The organism is Novosphingobium sp. NFX11 (assembly GCF_057376415.1).
The window spans coordinates 1,504,407-1,522,328 of the sequence record NZ_CP080385.1 but is presented as its reverse complement, the minus strand read 5'-3'; the positions used below and the strand labels follow the sequence as shown (position 1 = coordinate 1,522,328).

The 17,922-nt window shown below is 64.6% G+C and carries 17 protein-coding genes; 9 read left to right on the top strand and 8 right to left on the bottom strand.

The annotated features are described in order from the left end of the window. Positions 1-98 precede the first annotated feature (98 nt). Positions 99-1,037 (bottom strand): hydroxymethylglutaryl-CoA lyase, encoded by a 939-nt coding sequence (locus KZO24_RS24795; protein WP_271183734.1) that lies wholly within the window; start codon positions 1,035-1,037, stop codon positions 99-101. Between the two features lie 109 nt (positions 1,038-1,146). On the opposite strand from KZO24_RS24795, the gene KZO24_RS24790 reads away from it, so the two are divergent. After that, positions 1,147-1,569, top strand: a complete 423-nt coding sequence (locus tag KZO24_RS24790; protein ID WP_271183733.1) for a cupin domain-containing protein — start codon at positions 1,147-1,149, stop codon at positions 1,567-1,569. Between the two features lie 6 nt (positions 1,570-1,575). On the opposite strand, the gene KZO24_RS24785 is transcribed toward KZO24_RS24790, so the two are convergent. The 4 genes from KZO24_RS24785 to KZO24_RS24770 all read right to left on the bottom strand — a co-directional run bounded on the left by KZO24_RS24785 (position 1,576) and on the right by KZO24_RS24770 (position 4,196). After that, positions 1,576-1,731 (bottom strand): hypothetical protein, encoded by a 156-nt coding sequence (locus tag KZO24_RS24785; RefSeq protein ID WP_271183732.1) that lies wholly within the window; start codon positions 1,729-1,731, stop codon positions 1,576-1,578. Beyond that, positions 1,728-2,147, bottom strand: a complete 420-nt coding sequence (gene tnpA / locus KZO24_RS24780) for an IS200/IS605 family transposase (protein ID WP_271183731.1) — start codon at positions 2,145-2,147, stop codon at positions 1,728-1,730. The genes KZO24_RS24785 and tnpA overlap by 4 nt, the downstream gene beginning before the upstream one ends. Before the next feature lie 498 nt (positions 2,148-2,645). After that, a complete protein-coding gene (locus KZO24_RS24775) occupies positions 2,646-3,416 on the bottom strand; it encodes an enoyl-CoA hydratase/isomerase family protein (RefSeq protein WP_271183730.1) in 771 nt (256 codons plus the stop codon). 33 nt (positions 3,417-3,449) lie between these two features. Beyond that, positions 3,450-4,196, bottom strand: coding sequence for an SDR family NAD(P)-dependent oxidoreductase (locus tag KZO24_RS24770; protein ID WP_271183729.1), 747 nt, complete (start codon positions 4,194-4,196; stop codon positions 3,450-3,452). Positions 4,197-4,477: 281 nt separating this feature from the next. On the opposite strand from KZO24_RS24770, the gene KZO24_RS24765 reads away from it, so the two are divergent. From KZO24_RS24765 to KZO24_RS24750, 4 genes are all read left to right on the top strand, one after another. After that, complete coding sequence (locus tag KZO24_RS24765; RefSeq protein ID WP_271183728.1) at positions 4,478-6,832, top strand: TonB-dependent receptor; 2,355 nt, start codon at positions 4,478-4,480, stop codon at positions 6,830-6,832. Positions 6,833-6,895: 63 nt separating this feature from the next. Continuing rightward, positions 6,896-7,978 carry a zinc-binding dehydrogenase gene (locus KZO24_RS24760; RefSeq protein WP_271183727.1) on the top strand — a complete coding sequence of 361 codons (1,083 nt, stop codon included), beginning with the start codon at positions 6,896-6,898 and terminating at the stop codon, positions 7,976-7,978. A 9-nt stretch (positions 7,979-7,987) separates the two neighbouring features. Then, on the top strand, positions 7,988-9,232 hold the full coding sequence (locus KZO24_RS24755; RefSeq protein ID WP_271183726.1) for a cytochrome P450: 1,245 nt from the start codon (positions 7,988-7,990) through the stop codon (positions 9,230-9,232). After that, positions 9,229-9,711 (top strand): flavin reductase family protein, encoded by a 483-nt coding sequence (locus KZO24_RS24750; protein ID WP_271183725.1) that lies wholly within the window; start codon positions 9,229-9,231, stop codon positions 9,709-9,711. The genes KZO24_RS24755 and KZO24_RS24750 overlap by 4 nt, the downstream gene beginning before the upstream one ends. 53 nt (positions 9,712-9,764) lie before the next feature. On the opposite strand, the gene ribB is transcribed toward KZO24_RS24750, so the two are convergent. Together ribB and KZO24_RS24740 are read right to left on the bottom strand one after the other, a co-directional pair. After that, complete coding sequence (gene ribB, locus KZO24_RS24745; RefSeq protein WP_271183724.1) at positions 9,765-10,907, bottom strand: 3,4-dihydroxy-2-butanone-4-phosphate synthase; 1,143 nt, start codon at positions 10,905-10,907, stop codon at positions 9,765-9,767. Between the two features lie 26 nt (positions 10,908-10,933). After that, positions 10,934-12,637 (bottom strand): class I adenylate-forming enzyme family protein, encoded by a 1,704-nt coding sequence (locus KZO24_RS24740; RefSeq protein WP_271183723.1) that lies wholly within the window; start codon positions 12,635-12,637, stop codon positions 10,934-10,936. 266 nt (positions 12,638-12,903) lie between these two features. Here KZO24_RS24740 and KZO24_RS24735 point away from each other — a divergent pair, with 266 nt between their 5' ends. From KZO24_RS24735 to KZO24_RS24725, 3 genes are read left to right on the top strand one after another with little or no spacing between them, the layout of a single operon-like run. Continuing rightward, positions 12,904-14,016, top strand: coding sequence for an LLM class flavin-dependent oxidoreductase (locus KZO24_RS24735; RefSeq protein WP_271183722.1), 1,113 nt, complete (start codon positions 12,904-12,906; stop codon positions 14,014-14,016). Positions 14,017-14,071: 55 nt separating this feature from the next. Beyond that, positions 14,072-15,064 carry an SMP-30/gluconolactonase/LRE family protein gene (locus KZO24_RS24730; protein ID WP_486487371.1) on the top strand — a complete coding sequence of 331 codons (993 nt, stop codon included), beginning with the start codon at positions 14,072-14,074 and terminating at the stop codon, positions 15,062-15,064. Continuing rightward, on the top strand, positions 15,061-15,636 hold the full coding sequence (locus tag KZO24_RS24725) for a TetR/AcrR family transcriptional regulator (protein WP_008832712.1): 576 nt from the start codon (positions 15,061-15,063) through the stop codon (positions 15,634-15,636). Before KZO24_RS24730 ends, KZO24_RS24725 begins: the two co-directional genes overlap by 4 nt. A 116-nt stretch (positions 15,637-15,752) precedes the next feature. Here KZO24_RS24725 and KZO24_RS24720 read toward each other — a convergent pair whose 3' ends face one another. Further along, the gene (locus KZO24_RS24720) at positions 15,753-16,889 is read right to left on the bottom strand and encodes an LLM class flavin-dependent oxidoreductase (protein WP_008832713.1); all 1,137 of its coding nucleotides are present in this window, start codon (positions 16,887-16,889) and stop codon (positions 15,753-15,755) included. Positions 16,890-17,251: 362 nt separating this feature from the next. Here KZO24_RS24720 and KZO24_RS24715 point away from each other — a divergent pair, with 362 nt between their 5' ends. After that, complete coding sequence (locus tag KZO24_RS24715) at positions 17,252-17,902, top strand: TetR/AcrR family transcriptional regulator (protein ID WP_271183721.1); 651 nt, start codon at positions 17,252-17,254, stop codon at positions 17,900-17,902. Positions 17,903-17,922: the final 20 nt, after the last annotated feature.

Here is a 17,922-nt window from a genome sequence, read left to right as displayed (position 1 = left end):
GAGGACCAAGGGCAGGACGCTAGCTTACGCGCAGGGGTCTATGGAAGAGCGAGATCACGTTGTCCGCACAGCGAGAACGGCGCAGAGGCTCGGGAACCTTACGCCGCCTCCCGCCGCGCTCCAGGATCGAAGCCCAAAGGCAGGCCGGCATCGGTGACGAAGCCGTAGAGCGGCTCGCCCGGAAGCGCCTCGGCAACGATCGAACGGACCTTGAAGAGACGATCGAGATCGATCCCGGTATCGATGCCCATCGCTTCGAGCATGAACGCCAGATCCTCGGTCACGATATTGCCGCTGGCGCCGGGCGCGAAGGGGCAGCCGCCGAGGCCGCCGAGCGAGGCATCGATCGTGTCGAGACCGCATTCCAGCGCCGCCAGCACGTTGGCGAGACCCAGGCCGCGCGTGTTGTGCAAGTGAATGCCGGTCAGCGCCTTGTCGCCCACCACGCCGCGCACCAGCTTGACGAGGTGCCGCACCGCCGAAGGATCGGCGTAGCCGGTAGTGTCGGACAAGCCGACTTCGTCGCAGCCGGCTTCCATCAGCCGCTCCGCCAGCCGCGCGATCTGCGCGTCGGGCACGCTGCCCTCCAGCGTGCAGCCGAACACGGTGGACAGGCTGCCTTCGAAGTGCGGACGCTCTCCCTCCGGCAGTTCGCGGATCATCGCGGCGATGCGGGCGGCTTCCTCGATCACCTGATCGTGCGTGCGGCGCAGGTTCTTGAGCGAGTGCGTTTCCGAGACCGACAGCGGCAGGGTCAGCTTGTGCGCCCCGGCCGCGATCGCATCGGCCGCGCCGCGCGCATTGGGCACCAGTACCGCCACCGTCAGGTCCGGCAGGGTGCGCGCAAAAGCGACGATCTCGGCAGTGTCCGCCAGTTGCGGCAGGAGCTTGGCGGGAACGAAGCTCCCCACCTCGATCTCGCGTACGCCGGTGGCGGCCTCGGCGGCGATCCACGCCTTCTTGGCCTCGGTCGGCATCACTGCCTTGACGTTCTGGAGGCCGTCGCGGGGGCCAACTTCGCTGATCAGAACCGACACGTCTCGCACGCTCTCTTATTGCCTATATTGTTATATTTATATATCATTTGTTCACAGCCTGTCCACCGGCGTTTTCGTCGTGCGGGCTGATCACTGGGGGAGATGTGAAATGACCAAGACCGCCGTGTGCATCTATGCCGAAGCCGATGGCGGATCGCGCCTCGTCGATCTTGAAATTCCCCTGACCCGCAAGGTGATCGCCAAGGATGGCACTGCGCACTGGGAAGGCATCGCCCCGGCCTCGATCTGGGGCATAGCGACCGGCGATCCCAACCACTGCACCGACTGGCACCCTTGCGGCATGGCCGGCTTGTCGATCACGCTGGAGGGTGAGTGGGAGATCGAGGCGACCGACGGGACGCGTCGCCGCCTTGGCCCCGGCGACGTGCTGGTAATGCTCGACACCACCGGCACCGGCCATCGTTCATGGCCTGGCGGGGATAGCCGCTGCCTGACGATGGGCGTGGGCTTCGGCGAGGGCGTCGAGGAGCAGATGCGTACGCTGCTGGCCAAAACCCTGGCCGCTGCCTGAACAGCTTCAGGCGGCGACGCCCGGTTTGTCCAGGTAGATCGCGCCGCCGCGTCGCTGCGGCTCCAGCCCGAACAGTGCGCCGATCAGCGCCAGCGATTGCTCCGGCGCATCGAGACGGAAGCGGCCACTGAATGACTGACCGGCTGACGCCGGTAAGATCATGAGGCGGGGCTGAAGCCATCCTTGTGTGTATGTTTGTCGAGATACCGCATGATGATGTCATCGGTGATGTTGCCGGAAGTGGTCGAGAAGTAGCCGCGTTGCCAGAAGCGCTGTCCCCAGTAGCGCTTGCGGATGTGCTCGAACTCCTGCTGGATCTTGCGTGACGAGCGCCCTTTGGCCCGGCGCACGAAGTCCGCGACCGAGACGTGCGGCAGGATTTCGACGAACATGTGAACGTGATCCTTCGACAGGGCCCCATTGATGATCGTCACGCCCATCTCGGCGCAGACTTGCCTGATGATTTCCCGGACCCGCAAGCGCACGTCGCCATGGAGCACCTTGAAGCGGTACTTCGGCGCCCACACCAGATGATAACGGTGATGGAATGTTGTGTGACAACCGCTCTTGTAGCGCATAGCCTGTAACCTCAGGGAAAACCGAAGACTTACGCCCTTCAGGCGGTCTTCGGTTTTCCCTGAGGTTACAGGCTTGCACGCGAGCCTAAGGCTGAAGCCAATATCCGACTGAAGTCGGAGGGGTTCCTCCTCGGAAGAGGACTCTAAAGGCGCCACTGTTTAAAGCAGGCCAAGAGGATCCTTAAACGGCGTCAGGTGCCAATTTCGGTCACTCAGGTGCGGACCTTCCGCTATCCTGGCGGCCGTCGACCAACTGAAGCGTTATTAGCGCACAACCATGAACGGCGGCTCATACCATAGCCATCGGCAGTTGGCTCGGCAACCGCTGGGCAGCAAAGCTGCTTTAGACTGGGCGTTTTCAAGGAAAAGTAATTGTCGGAACGTGCGCTAGGGCATTTGCCACTTATTCAAGTATCTGCCCTCGTTGCAAACGTTCGTTCTGGTCAGGCGCCTCTGGTAAACCGCCAATCTGGAATTTCTCTCTCTTGCCCCAACAGATCAACGACCAGTCCAGACAGGCATACGCCCTTGCACGATAGCGGCGTCGCGCTCGCGCGCGTCGTCGCTGCCCGCGTAGCTCTCGATCTCCTCGAAGCGGCTGCCCAGCGCCGCCTCGAGCGGGAGGGCAAGCCCCTTTGCAACGGCGGCCTTGGCGGCCCGGTTCGCCAGCGGGGAAGCCTTGTTGATCCTTGCGGCCCAATCCATCGCCGCATCGGACAACCCGGCAAGCGGGACCAGTTGATTGACGAGCCCGAAGCGTTCGGCCGCCCTGGCATCGATCCGCTCCCCGGTGAGGATCATCGCCATTGCCACATGATGCGGCAACCGGCGCACCGCCCGGTGCACCACGCCGCATTCGCCGATGATGCCCCGGCGGGTTTCCGGCAGGCCGAACTGCGCATTCTCCGCAGCGACTATGACATCGGCGCACATCGCCAGTTCGAACCCCGCGCCGACGCAGAAACCCTGCACGGCGGCGACCAGTGGCTTGCTGAGGGGGACGAGCGGCCCGCCGATGCCGGTCAGCCCGCCGCCGACGGCCAGGCGCGGCGCCGCCGGTCTGGCTTCCGACATGTCCGCGCCGATGCAGAACGCCTCGTCGCCTTGCGCCGTCAGCACGACCGTCCAGATCTCCGGATCCTCGTCCACCTGCCGCCAGAACCGCGAGAGCAGGACATCCATCCCGAACGTCAGCGCATTGCGGGCATCGGGGCGATTGAGATGGACGCGCGCCGTGCGGCCTTCAATGAACAGTTCGACTTGCGCCATCACCGCCCCCTTTCCCGCTTCCGGTCATGACGCTCAGTGCGCGAGCATGCCGGCATCGACGAGATGTTCGGCGCCGGTGATGTAGGAAGATTCGTCCGAGGCCAGGAACAGCACCAGGTTCGAAACCTCCCGCGGGTCGGCGATGCGGCCCAGCGGAATCTGCGCCAGCGCCTCGCCGCCCACTTCGTCCGTCGCCTCGACCATCATCGGCGTCTGGATGAAGCCGGGATGGACCGAGTTCACGCGAATGTTGTGCTTGCCGAACTCCATCGCGGTCGCCTTGGTCATGCCCCGTACCGCGAACTTGCTGGCTACGTAGGCAAGGCTGGGGAAGCCGTAGTTGGCCGCCATTCCCGCGATCGAGGAAATGTTCACGATCGAGCCGCCGCCCCGCTCGAGCATCGCCGGCAGGACCGATTTCATGCCCAGGAACACCGAATGCTGGTTCACCGCGCAGACGAGGTGATAGTCTTCCTCGGTCAAGTCCCTGGTATCGGCGAGCGGGCCAAGGATACCGGCGTTGTTGACCAGGATATCGACGCCGCCGAAGTTCGTCACGGCCGCGTCCACCACCGCCGGCCATTCGGCCAGCCTGGTCACATCGTGCTGCACGAAGACGGCAGCGGCGCCGATCTCGTCCGCCAGTGCCTGTCCCGCCGCTGCGTTCAGGTCGGTGAGCACCACCTTGGCCCCCTGCTCGGCGAAAAGCCGGGCGTGCGAAGCGCCCATGCCCCGTCCTGCGCCCGTGATGATGGCCACTTTGCCAGCGAGTCGCGCCATTTGCATTCTCCCATGCGAGTTGTCGAATATCAGCCTATTATTGATTTGGCAGACAACAGGTTGTCAAGCCCATGCCAATCATGATCGCTCGCGGATGGCGGAAATCCTCTCCGCCAGAAATCAGCGATTTACCGGTGATTTTCACGTTCGCCTCGTAAAATCCGGACAAATTCGTCCGCGCAGAAGCCTTTCCAAATTTCCGCTTGACCGCAGACTAATGGTTATTAGTTTAAAGCGAAGACCACGGGGCCTACGAGGGTCCGGGAAAGGGAGAAACTGCAATGACGTTCCGTTTCGGCGCGACCTCTACGATGGCCATCGCCACTGCGATGCTGGCGATGCCGGCTCATGCCCAGAGCGGCGCGGAGGCCGCCCAGGCCAAGGATGCCAAGCCCGAGATCGAGGAAATCGTGGTCACCGCGCAGCGCCGCGAACAGTCGCTTTCCAAGGTTCCGGTATCGGTCTCTGCATTCAACGCCGACGTGCTTCAGGACCGCAACGTCACCAGCGAACAGGGCCTTGCGGCGCTTGTCCCAGGCCTTGTCGTCAAGAGCGGGCAGAACTCCAACCAGCTCAGCTTCACCTTGCGCGGGCAGACACTCGATCCGTTCTCCGGCTCCAGCCCGGCAGTGCTGACCTACATCAACGACGCCCCGATGACCGAGGGCAACACCTCGACCGCCTTCTTCGACTTCAGTTCCGTGCAGGTGCTGAAAGGCCCGCAGGGCACGCTGTTCGGCCGCAACGCGACCGGCGGCGCGATCCTCTACGAGACGACCAAGCCCGGCGACGTGTTCGGCGGCTACCTCACGATCAAGGGTGGCGAGCGCAACTACATCCAGGCCCAGGGCGCCATCGACCTGCCGATCTCGGACGTCATCAAACTGCGCCTTGCGGGAGACTACAACAAGCAGGACGGCTACATCCGCAACGTCAACACCGGCAGCACGCTGGGCGACACCGATGCCAAGTCCGGCCGCGTCACCCTGGTGATCGAGCCGTCTTCCGGGTTCAAGATGACCACCGTTGCGCAGTACAGCGACTTCGGCGGAACCGAGGGTGCCGGCGGCCTCTATTCCTACCATGCCTGCGGCGAGACCAACAACGGCTACCAGCTCACCGCGACGCTGGACTGCGTCTACGGCATGAACAGCCCCTTCGCGCCGACACTGGGCGACGGGCCGATGGGCGACGGCACCTGGCCCGGCGCGGTCGCCGGCTATCTCGCCTGGCAGCAGGCCAACCCCTACAAGGTCTGGCTGAGCTACGACCTGCCGCACAAGGCGCACACCGCCTTCGTCACCAACACCACGGAGATGGAACTGGGCGACGACGTGATGTTGAAGAACATCTTCAGCTATGCCGATGCCTTCGCCCGCACGCCCGGCATCCTTTCCGGATCGCCCTTCGGCTCGCTCAACCTCTACAACAACAGCGGTCTCGGCAACGGACCTCCGGGCGGCGAGGAATTCTCGACCAAGCGCATTTCCAACGAACTGCAGCTTCAGGGCAAGAGCGGACGCCTCGAATACATCGTCGGCGCGTACTACTCGTGGTCCCGCAAGAAGGAATACATCCCGGTCATCGTCGGATCGGAACTGGCGACGCCGCTGGCCGACATCGCCTATTATTATACCAACGACGATGAATCCAAGGCCCTGTTCGCCCAGCTCAGCTACGAACTGACCGACAAGCTGACGGTCACTGCGGGCGGACGCTACACCTGGGAGCAGATGCGCCTGCGCCAGAACCCGGGCAGCCTGTTCAACCTCGACGGCGATACCCCGCTCAAGCAGAAGGCCAACCTCAAGGACCCCAGCTGGACGTTCAACATCCAGTACCAGATCAACCCGCAGAACATGGTCTACTTCGCGCAGCGCGGTTCATTCCGGGCCGGCGGCTTCAACGGCGCGGTCGTGCCTTACAACAATACGAACTTCTTCAAGAACGAGAACACCTACGACTTCGAACTTGGCTACAAGTTCAACGGCTACATCGGCGGCGTGGCATCGCGGGTCAACATCGCCGCCTATCGCCAGATCGTGACCGACGCCCAGCATTCGATCTACGCACTGGTGAACGGCAACCCGGCCGCATTCACCGTCAACGTGCCCAAGAAGCGCATCCAGGGCGTGGAATTCGACGGCAACTTCCGCCTGAGCGAATGGCTGGAAGTCGGGTTCTCCGGCGCCTACACCGACGCCAAGTTCACCAAGAACATCGTCGACCTGTCCTCCGCTACCGGCGGGGCCGGACTGACCATTCCCTTCGACACTTATACCGACGCGCCGAAGTGGGCGGGCTCGGTCTATGCCGAAGTGGGACTGCCGGTGCCGGAAAGCGCCGGCGAGGTGAAGTTCCGCACCGACGTATTCGGGCAGAAGATGACGTACTTCTCGAACAACGAAGGCTCGATCACGCCGCGCACGCAGTTGCCCGGCTACGTCACCGTGGACATGCGCCTGAGCTGGAACAACGTCATGGGCAGCAACGTGACCGTCGCCGGCTACGTGAAGAACCTGTTCGACAAGCTCTACTACAACTCGGGTTACGTCGAAGGCGCCAGCGGCGGCTTCAACACCGCGATCTGGGGCGCGCCGCAGACCTTCGGTGCCGAAGTTACCTACCGCTTCTGATAGGATGCGATCCGCCCCGTCCGCCTGTGCGGGCGGGGCGGAAGCAAAGAGAGGATAAACGTCATGCGCGGCAGGGCCACCGTACTGGTCGAGAAGAACCGCCTGGAAACCTGGGACTTGCCCATCGCCGATCCCCAGGCGGGCGGCATCCTGGTCCGTACCGTGGTGGGCGGGGTCTGCGGCAGCGACGTCCACATCGCCTCGGGCGAGGCGGGCGAGATGCCCTTTCCGATCATCCTTGGCCACGAAGGAGTCGGCCGCATCGAGAAGCTGGGCGCGGGCGTCGACAAGGACTACGCAGGCGTCGACGTGAAGGTCGGCGACCTCGTCGTCTGGTCGCCGATCCCGCTGTGCGGGCGCTGCTATTCGTGCTCCGTGCTGCAGCAGACCCCTTGCGAGAACACCCAGTACTTCGAGCATGCGAACAAGCCCAACTGGGGCAGCTATTCCGACTTTGCCTGGCTGCCGAGCGGCATGTCGTTCTACCGCCTGCCCGACCATGCCGATCCGCTGGCGGTCGCGGCATTGGGATGCGCGCTGCCCACGGTGCTGCGCGGGTTCGACCGCTGCGGCCCGATCGCGCTGAACGACGCGGTGGTGGTGCAGGGAGCGGGGCCGGTCGGGCTGTCCGCCGTACTGGTCGCCGCGCAGATGGGCGCGCGCTGCATCGTGGTCATCGACAAGGCCCCCGCCCGTCTCGCCGCCGCGATGAAGCTGGGCGCGACGGCGACCGTCTCGCTCGACCTGCCGGTGGAGGAACGCCGCCGCGCCGTCTACGATCTCACCGGTCCGGGCGGCCCGGACGTGGTGGTCGAAGCCGCCGGCGTGCTGCCCGCCTTTCCCGAGGGTGTCGACCTGACCGGCCCGCACGGCCGCTACATCGTGCTGGGCCTGTGGGGCGCGATCGGCACCCAGCCGATTTCGCCGCGCGACCTGACGGTGAAGAACCTGACGATCGGCGGCGCAGCCTTCCCGGCGCCGCGCAACTACTATCACGCGATGCATCTCGCCGTGCGGCTGCAGGACAAGGTGCCGCTGGCGGACCTCATCAGCCACCGCTTCTCCATCGCCGATGCGGGCAAGGCGCTCGAAGCCACCCGCACCGGCATCGCGACCAAGGCCGTCATCGACCCTTCCATCGCCTGAGGACATGTCATGAGCACAGCGCAGCTTGAAAAGCACCGCAGCATCGTTCCGGGTCACGTACCCGCCCACCTCGTCCACGACGTCGACATGTTCGCGCCCGACGGCATCGAGGACGGCTTCCACGAAGCCTGGGGCCGGCTGCAACAGGACGGCATGCCCGACCTGATCTACACGCCGCTGACCGGCGGGCACTGGATTGCGACACGCGGCGAACTGATCGACGAAATCTACCGCGACCCCTCGCGCTTCTCCAGCGAGATCATCTTCCTGCCCAAGGAAGCGGGCGAGAAGTACGCCATGGTCCCCACCCGCATGGACCCGCCCGAGCACACGCCGTACCGCAAGGTGCTGGACAAGGGCCTCAACCACACCGCCATCCGCCGCACCGAGGAGCAGGTCCGCCAGACCGCCGCCGAGCTGATCGACGGCTTCGTCGCCGATGGCCGCTGCGATTTCGGCAAGCAGTACGCCGGGATCTTCCCCGTCCGCGTGTTCCTCGCCTTGTGCGACCTGCCCGAAAGCGACGCGCCGATGCTGGGCGAACTCGCCAACGACATGACGCGTCCGCCCGGTCGCACGCCCGGCGAACAGGCCGCCGCGCTCGACAAGGCGAACCAGGGCTTCTTCCGCTACGTCGAGCCGATCATTGCGGCGCGGCGCGGAGGCACCGGCACCGATCTCATCACGACGATGCTCAATTCCGAGATCAACGGCGCGCCGATGCCCGACGACAAGGCGCTGGGGCTGATCTCGCTGCTGCTGCTCGGCGGGCTGGACACGGTCGTCAATTTCCTCAGCTTCATGATGCTGCATCTCGCGCGTAATCCCGAGACGGTGGCGGAACTGCGTGAAGACCCGCTCAAGCTCCAGCGCAGCGCCGAGGAGATGTTCCGCCGCTTCGGGGTCGTCTCCGACGCGCGCATGGTGGCCTATGACATGACCTATCGCGGCGTCGAGCTGAAGAAGGGCGACATGATCCTGCTGCCGACCGCGCTGCACGGGCTCGATGCGCGCGCCAACGATGATGCCTGGACGCTCAGGCCCGGCCGCACCGGCATCGCCCATTCCACCTTCGCGCAGGGGCCGCACCGCTGCGCGGGCATGCACCTCGCCCGCCTCGAAGTGATCGTGACCTTGCAGGAGTGGCTGAAGCGCATCCCGCAGTTCACGCTCGCTCCCGATGCGAAGCCGGTGTTCCATTCGGGCATCATCGGCACCGTCGAAGGCGTGCCGCTGGTCTGGGACCGCGCATGACCGCCGAGCCCAGGGAATTTCGCCGTATCCTCGGCCACTACCCCACCGGCGTCTGCGCCATCACCGCCATGGGCGAGGATGGCAGGCCGGTGGGGCTCGTCGTCGGATCGTTCACTTCGGTTTCGCTCGACCCGATGCTGGTCGCGTTCTTTCCCGACAAGTCCTCGACGACATGGCCCAGGGTGGAGGCTGCCGGTCGCTTCTGCGTCAACGTTCTGGCCGATAGCCAGCAGGCCGTGTGCAGCGCCCTTTCGGCCAAGGGCGAGGACAAGTTCGCAGGGCTCGATTTCGCGCTGTCGGCGCTCGGATCACCGATCATCCACGGCGCCCTGGCCTGGATCGACTGCGAACTGGACACCGTGCACGAGGCGGGCGACCACTACATCGTGCTCGGCCGGGTGCGCGGGCTCGACGTGCACCATGAAGGCAGCCCGCTGATCTTCCACAAGGGCGGTTACGGCAAGATATTACCGCTCTGAAAGTTCGAGAAAGAGGGGGAACCGGCGTCTGCCGCTTCCCCTTTTGCTGCGTCCTATCCTTCGGCAAGCCGCAGCGCCGCCACCGGTTCTTCGCCGCGCAGCGCGGCGCGCGCGGTCACCGTCAGACCGAACCCTTCGAGCGCCACGAGCTTGGCCTGGCTCGACGTCAGCAACGTCATCTGCCCCACCCCCAGATCCCGCAGGATTTGCGCACCGATGCCGTAGTCGCGGGTCGCATGCGTCTCGTGATAGGTCTTGCGCCCACCGGCGACGCGGCGAGAGATCGAGGTCGGATCGGGATCGCGGACGAACACCGCCACCGCCGCGCCGGAATGGCTCGATATCGCGCTCAGGGCGCGCGGCACGTAATCGCGGTGCGCGGCGGTCCAGCCGAACATGTCCGCGGTGATGTCGACCTGATGCACCCGCACCAGCGTATCGACGTTCGGCCGCACCTGCCCCTTCACGATGGCGACATGCTCGCCGCCGTCCAGCAGGCAGCGATAGACGTGAATGGTCAGCGGCCCTTCGCAGTAATGGCTCTCGAACGGCGCGCTCACGACACGCTCGACCTGCTTCTCCGAACGGCGGCGATAGGAGATCAGGTCGGCGATCGTCCCGACCTTGAGCCCGTGCTTCCCCGCGAATTCGAGAAGTTCGGGCAGGCGGGCCATCGTCCCGTCTTCGTTCATCACCTCGCAGATCACGCCGGCCGGGGTGAGGCCCGCAAGGCGCGAGATATCGACCGCCGCCTCGGTATGGCCGGCGCGCACCAGCACCCCGCCGTCCCGCGCCGTCAGCGGAAATACATGCCCCGGCGATACCAGATCGGCCGCGCTGGAGTTGGGGTTCACGGCAACGAAGATCGTATGAGAGCGATCGCCCGCGGAAATTCCCGTCGTCACCCCTTCCCGCGCCTCGATGGATACGGTGAAGGCGGTGCCGTAACCGGACTCGTTGCGGCGCGCCATGGGCTTGAGCTGCAGCTCATCCGCGCGGGCCCTGGTCATCGCCAGGCAGATCAGGCCGCGCGCATGGGTGGCCATGAAGTTGATCTGCGCGGGCGTGGCGAACTGGGCGGGGATGATGACATCACCCTCGTTCTCCCGGTTGTCCGCATCGACGAGTATGTAGGGGCGGCCCTCGACCGCCTCCCGGATGATCTCCTCGATCGGAGAAACTTGAACCTCGGGCATTCCTCTCATCCTTGTGTTATGTGTCTTCACGCTCTGCTGACGGACATGTCCCAGACCAGCTTCAGCGCCTTTTCCTTGAGCTGCGCCTTCTGGACCTTGCCGGTGCCGGTCTTGGGCAGTTCCTCGTCGGTGATGAACCAGATGTCGCGCGGCAGCTTGTACGCGGCCACCTGCCCAGCCAGGAACGCCTCGATTTCGCGCGCGGAGATCGCGCTCCCCTGCGCCCGCACGACCCATGCGCAACCGCACTCGCCATAGCGATCATCGGGCATGCCGATGAAGAACGCTTGCGAAATGTCCGGATGGCGGGTCAGCAACTGCTCCAGTTCCTTGGGCGAGACCAGTTCGCCCCGGCTCTTGTAGAGTTCCTTGGAACGGCCGGTCAGGAACAGGTTGCCGTCCGCGCGGAACTGGCCGAGGTCGCCCATCCGTATCCACCCGCCGGGCAGGAACAGTTCGGCGGTGGCGTCGGGACGGCGGAAGTAGCCCTTGCTGTTCATCGGACTGCGGCAGCACAGTTCGCCGGGACTGCCCCAGGGCAGATCGGCGCCGGTTTCCGGGTCGATCGTCTTGAATTCGGCGATGCGGCCGCCCTGATCGGGCATGCCCGCGATGCCCGCATCGACGATGCACCCCTGCGTTTCGGATACCACGTCGATCGGATCGCCGGGGCTTGTACACACCACCGTCGCCGTCACTTCGGTCTGGCCATAGCTGGTGATGATGTCCTCGCACCCGAAGGTCGCCTGGATCCTTTTCCAGACCCAGCTCGGCGTCGGCGCGGCTGCGCTGTGGATCGCGGTGAGCGAGGAGAAGTCGTAGCTTTCCTTTTCCGCCTGTTCCAGCAGGGCGATCGTCATCGTCGGCACGCCCATCAGGTACGTCGCGCGGTGCCGCCCGATCGCGGTGAGGATCGCGTGCGGATCGAACTTCAGCAGGGGAATGATCGCCCCGCCCACCACCATGCCCGAAAGCAGCCCGACCACCAGGCCGAACCCATGGTAGAGCGGCAAGGAGAACACCGCCCGGCGCCCCTCCTCGAACGCCTGGTGATAGGCGCCCGCATAGGCCGCACGCATGAGGTTGTCGTGCGTGATGGCGACGCCCTTGGGCGATCCGGTCGTGCCGGAGGTGAACATGATCACCGCAAGGTCGTCCGCCGAGACGGGCACGGCGATCTCTCCGGCATCGCCATCGCCGGCAAGCGCCTGCACGAAATCGGCCGGAGCGTCGCGATCGAACACCAGCCCGCCCTTGAGTTCGGGCGCATCGGCGCAGGCGCCGCCCAGCCAGCCGGGCAGGACATCATCGAGCATCGCCGGAAAATCGCGCGAGCCGAAACTGCGCATCACCACGAGCAGCGCGCACCCGGCCTCACGCACGGCATAAGCCAGTTCGTCGGGCCGATAGAGCGTGTTGATCGGCACCGCCACCGCGCCTGCGCGCCAGATCGCGAAGAGCAGCGGCACCGTCATCGGGTCGTTCGCCATGACGAGGCCCACGCGGTCCCCGGCCGCAATGCCGCGCGCCGCCAGCCCCGAAGCCAGCTTGCGAGACAGCGCCGCGACCGATCCGTAATCGAGCACTTCGCCGTCCGTGACGACCAGCGGCCGCTCGGCAAGATCCGCCAGCGTCCAGTCGAGATAGGCGTGCAGCGTCCACGACAGCCATTCGGGATGCCGGTCGGCCATCGCCCGCCTGCGGCTCGTCACGGTGCCCATGCTCGTCATCACAACTTCTCCCTAACTCTCGTTAAATTATTCCACGACAGGTGCTGCGGTCAAGCCAGTCCGTGCGATCGCTTCCGGAACGCCGCAATTCGTACGCTTTGGATAGAATGACGGCCTGTTTACAGGGATATTTGGGAAGACTTCCGGTCTTTTCGGGATTTGCCCGCGTGCCTCGCCAGCCCGCCTCGCTCGTAAAAACAGCCTTGCATTGATCGCCTAATGCATATTAGGTTGAACGCAACGAATCAAGGATTGGAGATCGAGTCATGGAAGTTGGGTTGGGGCTGACGTTTCAGAACCTGCACGATCAGGTGTCGGACGTTGACGTGTTCCGGCACGAACTTTCGCTCGCGGCGCGCGCGGAAGACCAGGGCTTCGATTCCGTCTGGACGCCGGAGCACCACTTCACCGGCTACATGATGACCCCCAACGTGCCGCAGTTCCTTTCATGGGTCGCGGGCCAGACCAAGCGCATCAAGTTGGGCACCACCGTCACCGTGCTGCCCTGGCAGAACCCGGTGCGCATCGCCGAGAGCTTCCTGCTGCTCGACCAGTTCTCCGAAGGCCGCGCGGTGCTCGGCATGGGGCGCGGTCTCGGCAAGGAAGAGTTCGACGGCTTCGGCGTCCCCATGGGCGAGGCGCGCAAGCGGTTCCGCGAATATGCGGAGGCGCTGCTGCAGGGCCTCGAAACCGGCGTGATGGAATACGACGGCGACTATCTGAAGCAGCCCCGCGTCGAACTGCGCCCGCGCCCTTATTCCAGCTATCGCGGCCGCGTCTTCGCCTCGGCCGTCTCGCCGGAGTCCGTGAAGCTGATGGCCAACCTCGACGTCGGCCTGATGATCATCGCCCAGAAGCCGTGGGACAAGGTGGACGAGGATCTCGCCACCTATCGCGACCGGTTCAAGGCGGTGAACGGCCGCAATGCGCCCAAGCCCGTCGTCGTATGCTTCATCGCCGCCAACGAGGACGCCGCCAAGGCCAAGGAGATGCGCGACAAGTACCTTGTCGAATATGCCCGCTCGACCTCGTCGTTCTACCAGTTCGGCAACAAGGAATTCGCCAACATTGAGGGCTACGAATACTACGGCGCCCTCGCCCGCAGCGTCGAGAAGCACGGGATCGAGAAGTTCAACGAATTCCTCGCCGACCTGCAGATCTGGGGCCGGCCCGAGGAAGTGGTCGAGAAGCTCAAGGTGATGAAGGAGCGCTTCGACGTGGGCAAGTTCATCATCTATACCCAGTTCGGCGACATGCCCTTCGACGTCGGCCTCGAAAACTACGAGCTGATCGCCCGCAAGGTACTCCCCGCGCTCAAGGACATCGACGTTTCGGTCGATCCGGTGGAGAGCGCGGCGGGCTTGCAAACGGCCGGCTGATCCACGACCAGACCTGACACGCCGGGCACACGGCGAAGACCGGAGAGAATGCGCGATGATGGAAGGCGATGGCTGGCGCTGCCTGTGGGACGCCAAGGCGATCCTGGGCGAAAGCACGGTATGGGATGCCCGCGACGGTTGCATCTACTGGGTCGATATCGAGGCGCCCGCCGTCCACTGGTACGCGCTTGAAACCGGCCGCAAGCAAAGCTGGTCCACGCCTGCGTGGGTCAGCGCGCTGGCCCCGCGTGCAAGCGGCGGCTTCATCGCCTCCAGCGCCGACGGGCTGGTGCATCTCGACCCTGCCCGGCAGCTTTACAAACCGATCCTCCACCCGATCCCCGACCCCGGCAAAGCGCGCCTCAACGACGGCGTGACCGACCGCAAGGGCCGCTACTGGACCGGATCGTGCGACACCGCGCAGTGGGACGACAGCACCACCGCCGACGACAAGGAAAGCTCGCTCAAGGACTTCGACGTGCGCAGTACCGGCGAACTCTATCGCCTGGACGCGGACGGCTCGGTCTCGACGCAAGAGCGCGGCATCGTCACCGCCAACGGCCCGGCGTTCAGCCCGGACGGGCGCACCGCCTACGTCAACGATTCCATGCCGCTGGTCACCTGGGCCTACGACCTCGACGACAACGGCGAATTGTCCAACCGCCGCGACTTCCTCAACTTCACGCCCGAGGACGGCTATCCCGACGGCATGGCGGTCGATGTCGAGGGCTGCATCTGGATGGCCTTCTACGAAAGCTGGAAGCTGCGCCGCTTCGCGCCGGACGCCACCTTGCTGGAAGAACGCCAGCTACCGGTGATGCGGGGCCTGCGCCCCGCCTTCGGCGGCGCGAACCACGACCGCCTGTTCCTCGTCACCGGATCGCAGGGGTATTCCGATGCGCGCTTTGCCCAGGAGCCGCTGGCCGGCGGACTGTTCGAAATTCTCTCGCCCCCGTCGCAGGCCTGCCGACAATTCCCTTTGCCGGATGACCCTTCCGCGCAATCGGGGCTTCCATTAGGCTCCCGAACGGCTATTCGGCAGATATGAGCGACGGTGACTCCGGCAGGAAACGCATTCTCGATTCCGCAGCCTTCATTCTGCGGACCAAGGGCTTCGGCGCCGCCCGGTTGAGCGAGATCGCTCAGGGCGCGGGCATGCTGGCGCCCAGCATCTATCACCATTTCAAGTCCAAGGACGAAGTGGTCGAAGAGGTGATGCTCTCCGGCATATACCGCAATACGCGCCATATCGTCGCGAAAGTGGAAGTGCTCGGTCCCGAAACCGCGCCGGTCGATCGCCTGCGCGCCGCGATCGTCGCCCATGTCGAGTTCCTGCTCTCCGGCGACGACTATTCCTCCGCCGTGGCGCGGTCGTTCGGCGATCTTCCCAGCGAGATGAAGCAGCGTGTCCTCGCCGCCTACGCGACGTTCGACAGCTACTGGCGCGACCTGCTCGTCGCCGCCAGCCCTTCCGGCAACGATGCGCAGACCACCGTGGCACGCAAGTTCCTGATCGCCATGCTCGACTCCTGCCCGAGCTGGTATCGCGCCGGACGCCTCGGCCCCACCCAGATCGCGAACCAGGCGGCCGACCTCTTCCTCGGCGGCTTCGCGCCCTGACGCCTCCGGGGCACCATCGCGCCCTGGAGCGTTATTCGCCCCGTCCCCCCAAACACGAAAAGAGGCGCCGCGTTGCCACGGCGCCTCAGGTAGCCGGAGAGAGTCCGGGCGGATAATCAGGCGTCTGCGGTCGCGGGTGCCTTGCTGCCCTCGGGCAACTTGACGCGCGGTGCCACTTCCTTGGCCAGCAGGTTCAGCGAATGGAACCAGGGCTCCGGGTTGTCGTAATAGTCGTGCGATTCCACCTGCAGCGTGCCCCAGCCGCCGCACTGCTCGAACAGCACGTTGAGCTTGTCGACGACCGTGTCCGGCGAGCCGACCACGAAGACCTTGTCGACCAGGAATTCCAGATCGGCGTCGTTCGGGTCGATGCCGTGGTCCTTGGCGAACCCGTCCATCATGCCGAAACGCTTCCAGATCGGGATCAGGTAGCGTTCGAAGCAGTAGCCGATCGGGCCTTCCATCACCTCGCGCTTCGCCTCCGCGTCGGTATCGGCGCAGAAGATGGTGTGCGAGACCGCATGGCGCGCGCGGTCGGGCGTGAAGCCGGCGGCGATGTTCGCTTCGGAATAGATCTCCCAGTGACGCTTCAGCGCATCGATGCCCGAGTAGATCGAGACCGGCTTGAAGTTGCGCTCGCCGGCCAGCTTCATCGACGGGGAATTGGAGCTGAAGCCGGTCACCGCGATTTCCGGGAACGCCCCGTTCCACGGCGCAAAATCGGCCAGCATGTGCTGCTCGTCTTCCTCGGTCTCGGGCGCGTCTTCCTGCGGGAAGCCGGCGTTCCAGTACTTGCCCTCGAAGAAGAACGGCTCGCGCGCCCAGATCTTCTCCATGATCGAGAGCGATTCACGCACCATGTCGTTGAGCATCTTGGGCTCGGCGTCCTTGATGCCGTGCATGTAGGACGCCTGCGGATAGGCGCCCGCGCCGATGCCCATGAAGAAGCGACCCTCCAGGATCTGCGACAGCCAGCCAACCATCACCGCCAGCTTGGTCGGGTGCTGGTGCGGCAGGATGTGAGCCATCGGCGCGAAGCTGATGTTTTCGGTCTGCAGTGCGGCGGCGGCGATGATGAGTTCGGGGTTGGGGATGTTCTCCCAGATCTGCGAGGCGTGCTCGGAGATCATCATCGTGTCGAAACCCGCCTTGTCGCAGGCGATGGAGCTTTGCACGCCCCAGTCGAAGGTCTGGCGGGCCGTGCGGCCCGGTCGCATGTAGGGGTGGAAAATAAGGCCGGTCTGCATGACCATCAGCGCTCTCCTTCTTCGTTTCTGTCCTGGTGGCCACCCGCAGATCCGGCGAAGCAGCCTAACGAGTGATAGGCTACGGAATTTAAAACACTTGTAAAGTGAAATTCGGAAGATCGATCGACACCGGCGGCGAGCAGGCACGATGCGGCATATCGGCCGCATTCTCTTAGAATCTGCAACATAAACCGGCTTTTTCAGGTATGTTCTCCAATGATCTACCGTCATCAGGTCAGCACCGCCAGCAACGATGCAGCGCCCCGAAAAGTCGCGGCGTCAGCTTAAAACGCTTGGCATCCTTGCCATTCCTGCCTCATAAGCATGTCTGTTTGCAAACAGGTGACTTATTCCGAAGAGCGTACAAAATGGCTGAGACTCCGCAGATCTCGCCCGATATCGACGAAGCCGACCCCAAGACGCGGCTCATCCTGACGGGCGAACGGCTGTTCGCCGAAGTCGGCATCCAGGGCGTTTCGATGCGCGAAATCGCGTCGAAGGCGGGGCAGGGAAACCATTTCGCGGTGCAGTATCACTTCGGGTCTCGCGAGGGTCTGGTTCAGGCGATCTTCGACTTCCGGATGAACCAGATGGAGCCCGGACGCGGCGCGATGATCGCCGCGCTGGAGGCGGCCGGACGCACGCGGGATGCCCGTTCGATCCTGGAGGTCATCCTGCTGCCGCAGCTCCACCTCGACGGCGGGACCAATCGCTCCTACGGCACGTTCCTGTCGCAGTACCTGCTGCATGGCGACTGGGACGAATACGGACACTTCGGCGGCGAGGCGCCGCCCCAGCTCAACCAGGCGCTCGACCTGCTGCGCCAGCGCGTCGATTACCTTCCCGCCGCCGTCGCGCAGCGCCGGCTGGTGAACGTCAGCCTGATGTTCCTGAACCTGCTGGTGCGCCACAGCCGCATGGAAACGCACGAATTTCCCGAAACCTTCGAGCACGCGCTGGAGGACACGATGGAACAGATCGTCATGGCCATGTGCCTGCCGCTCCGGCTGCAGGGCTGACGGCGACCGGAGCGGCGGAC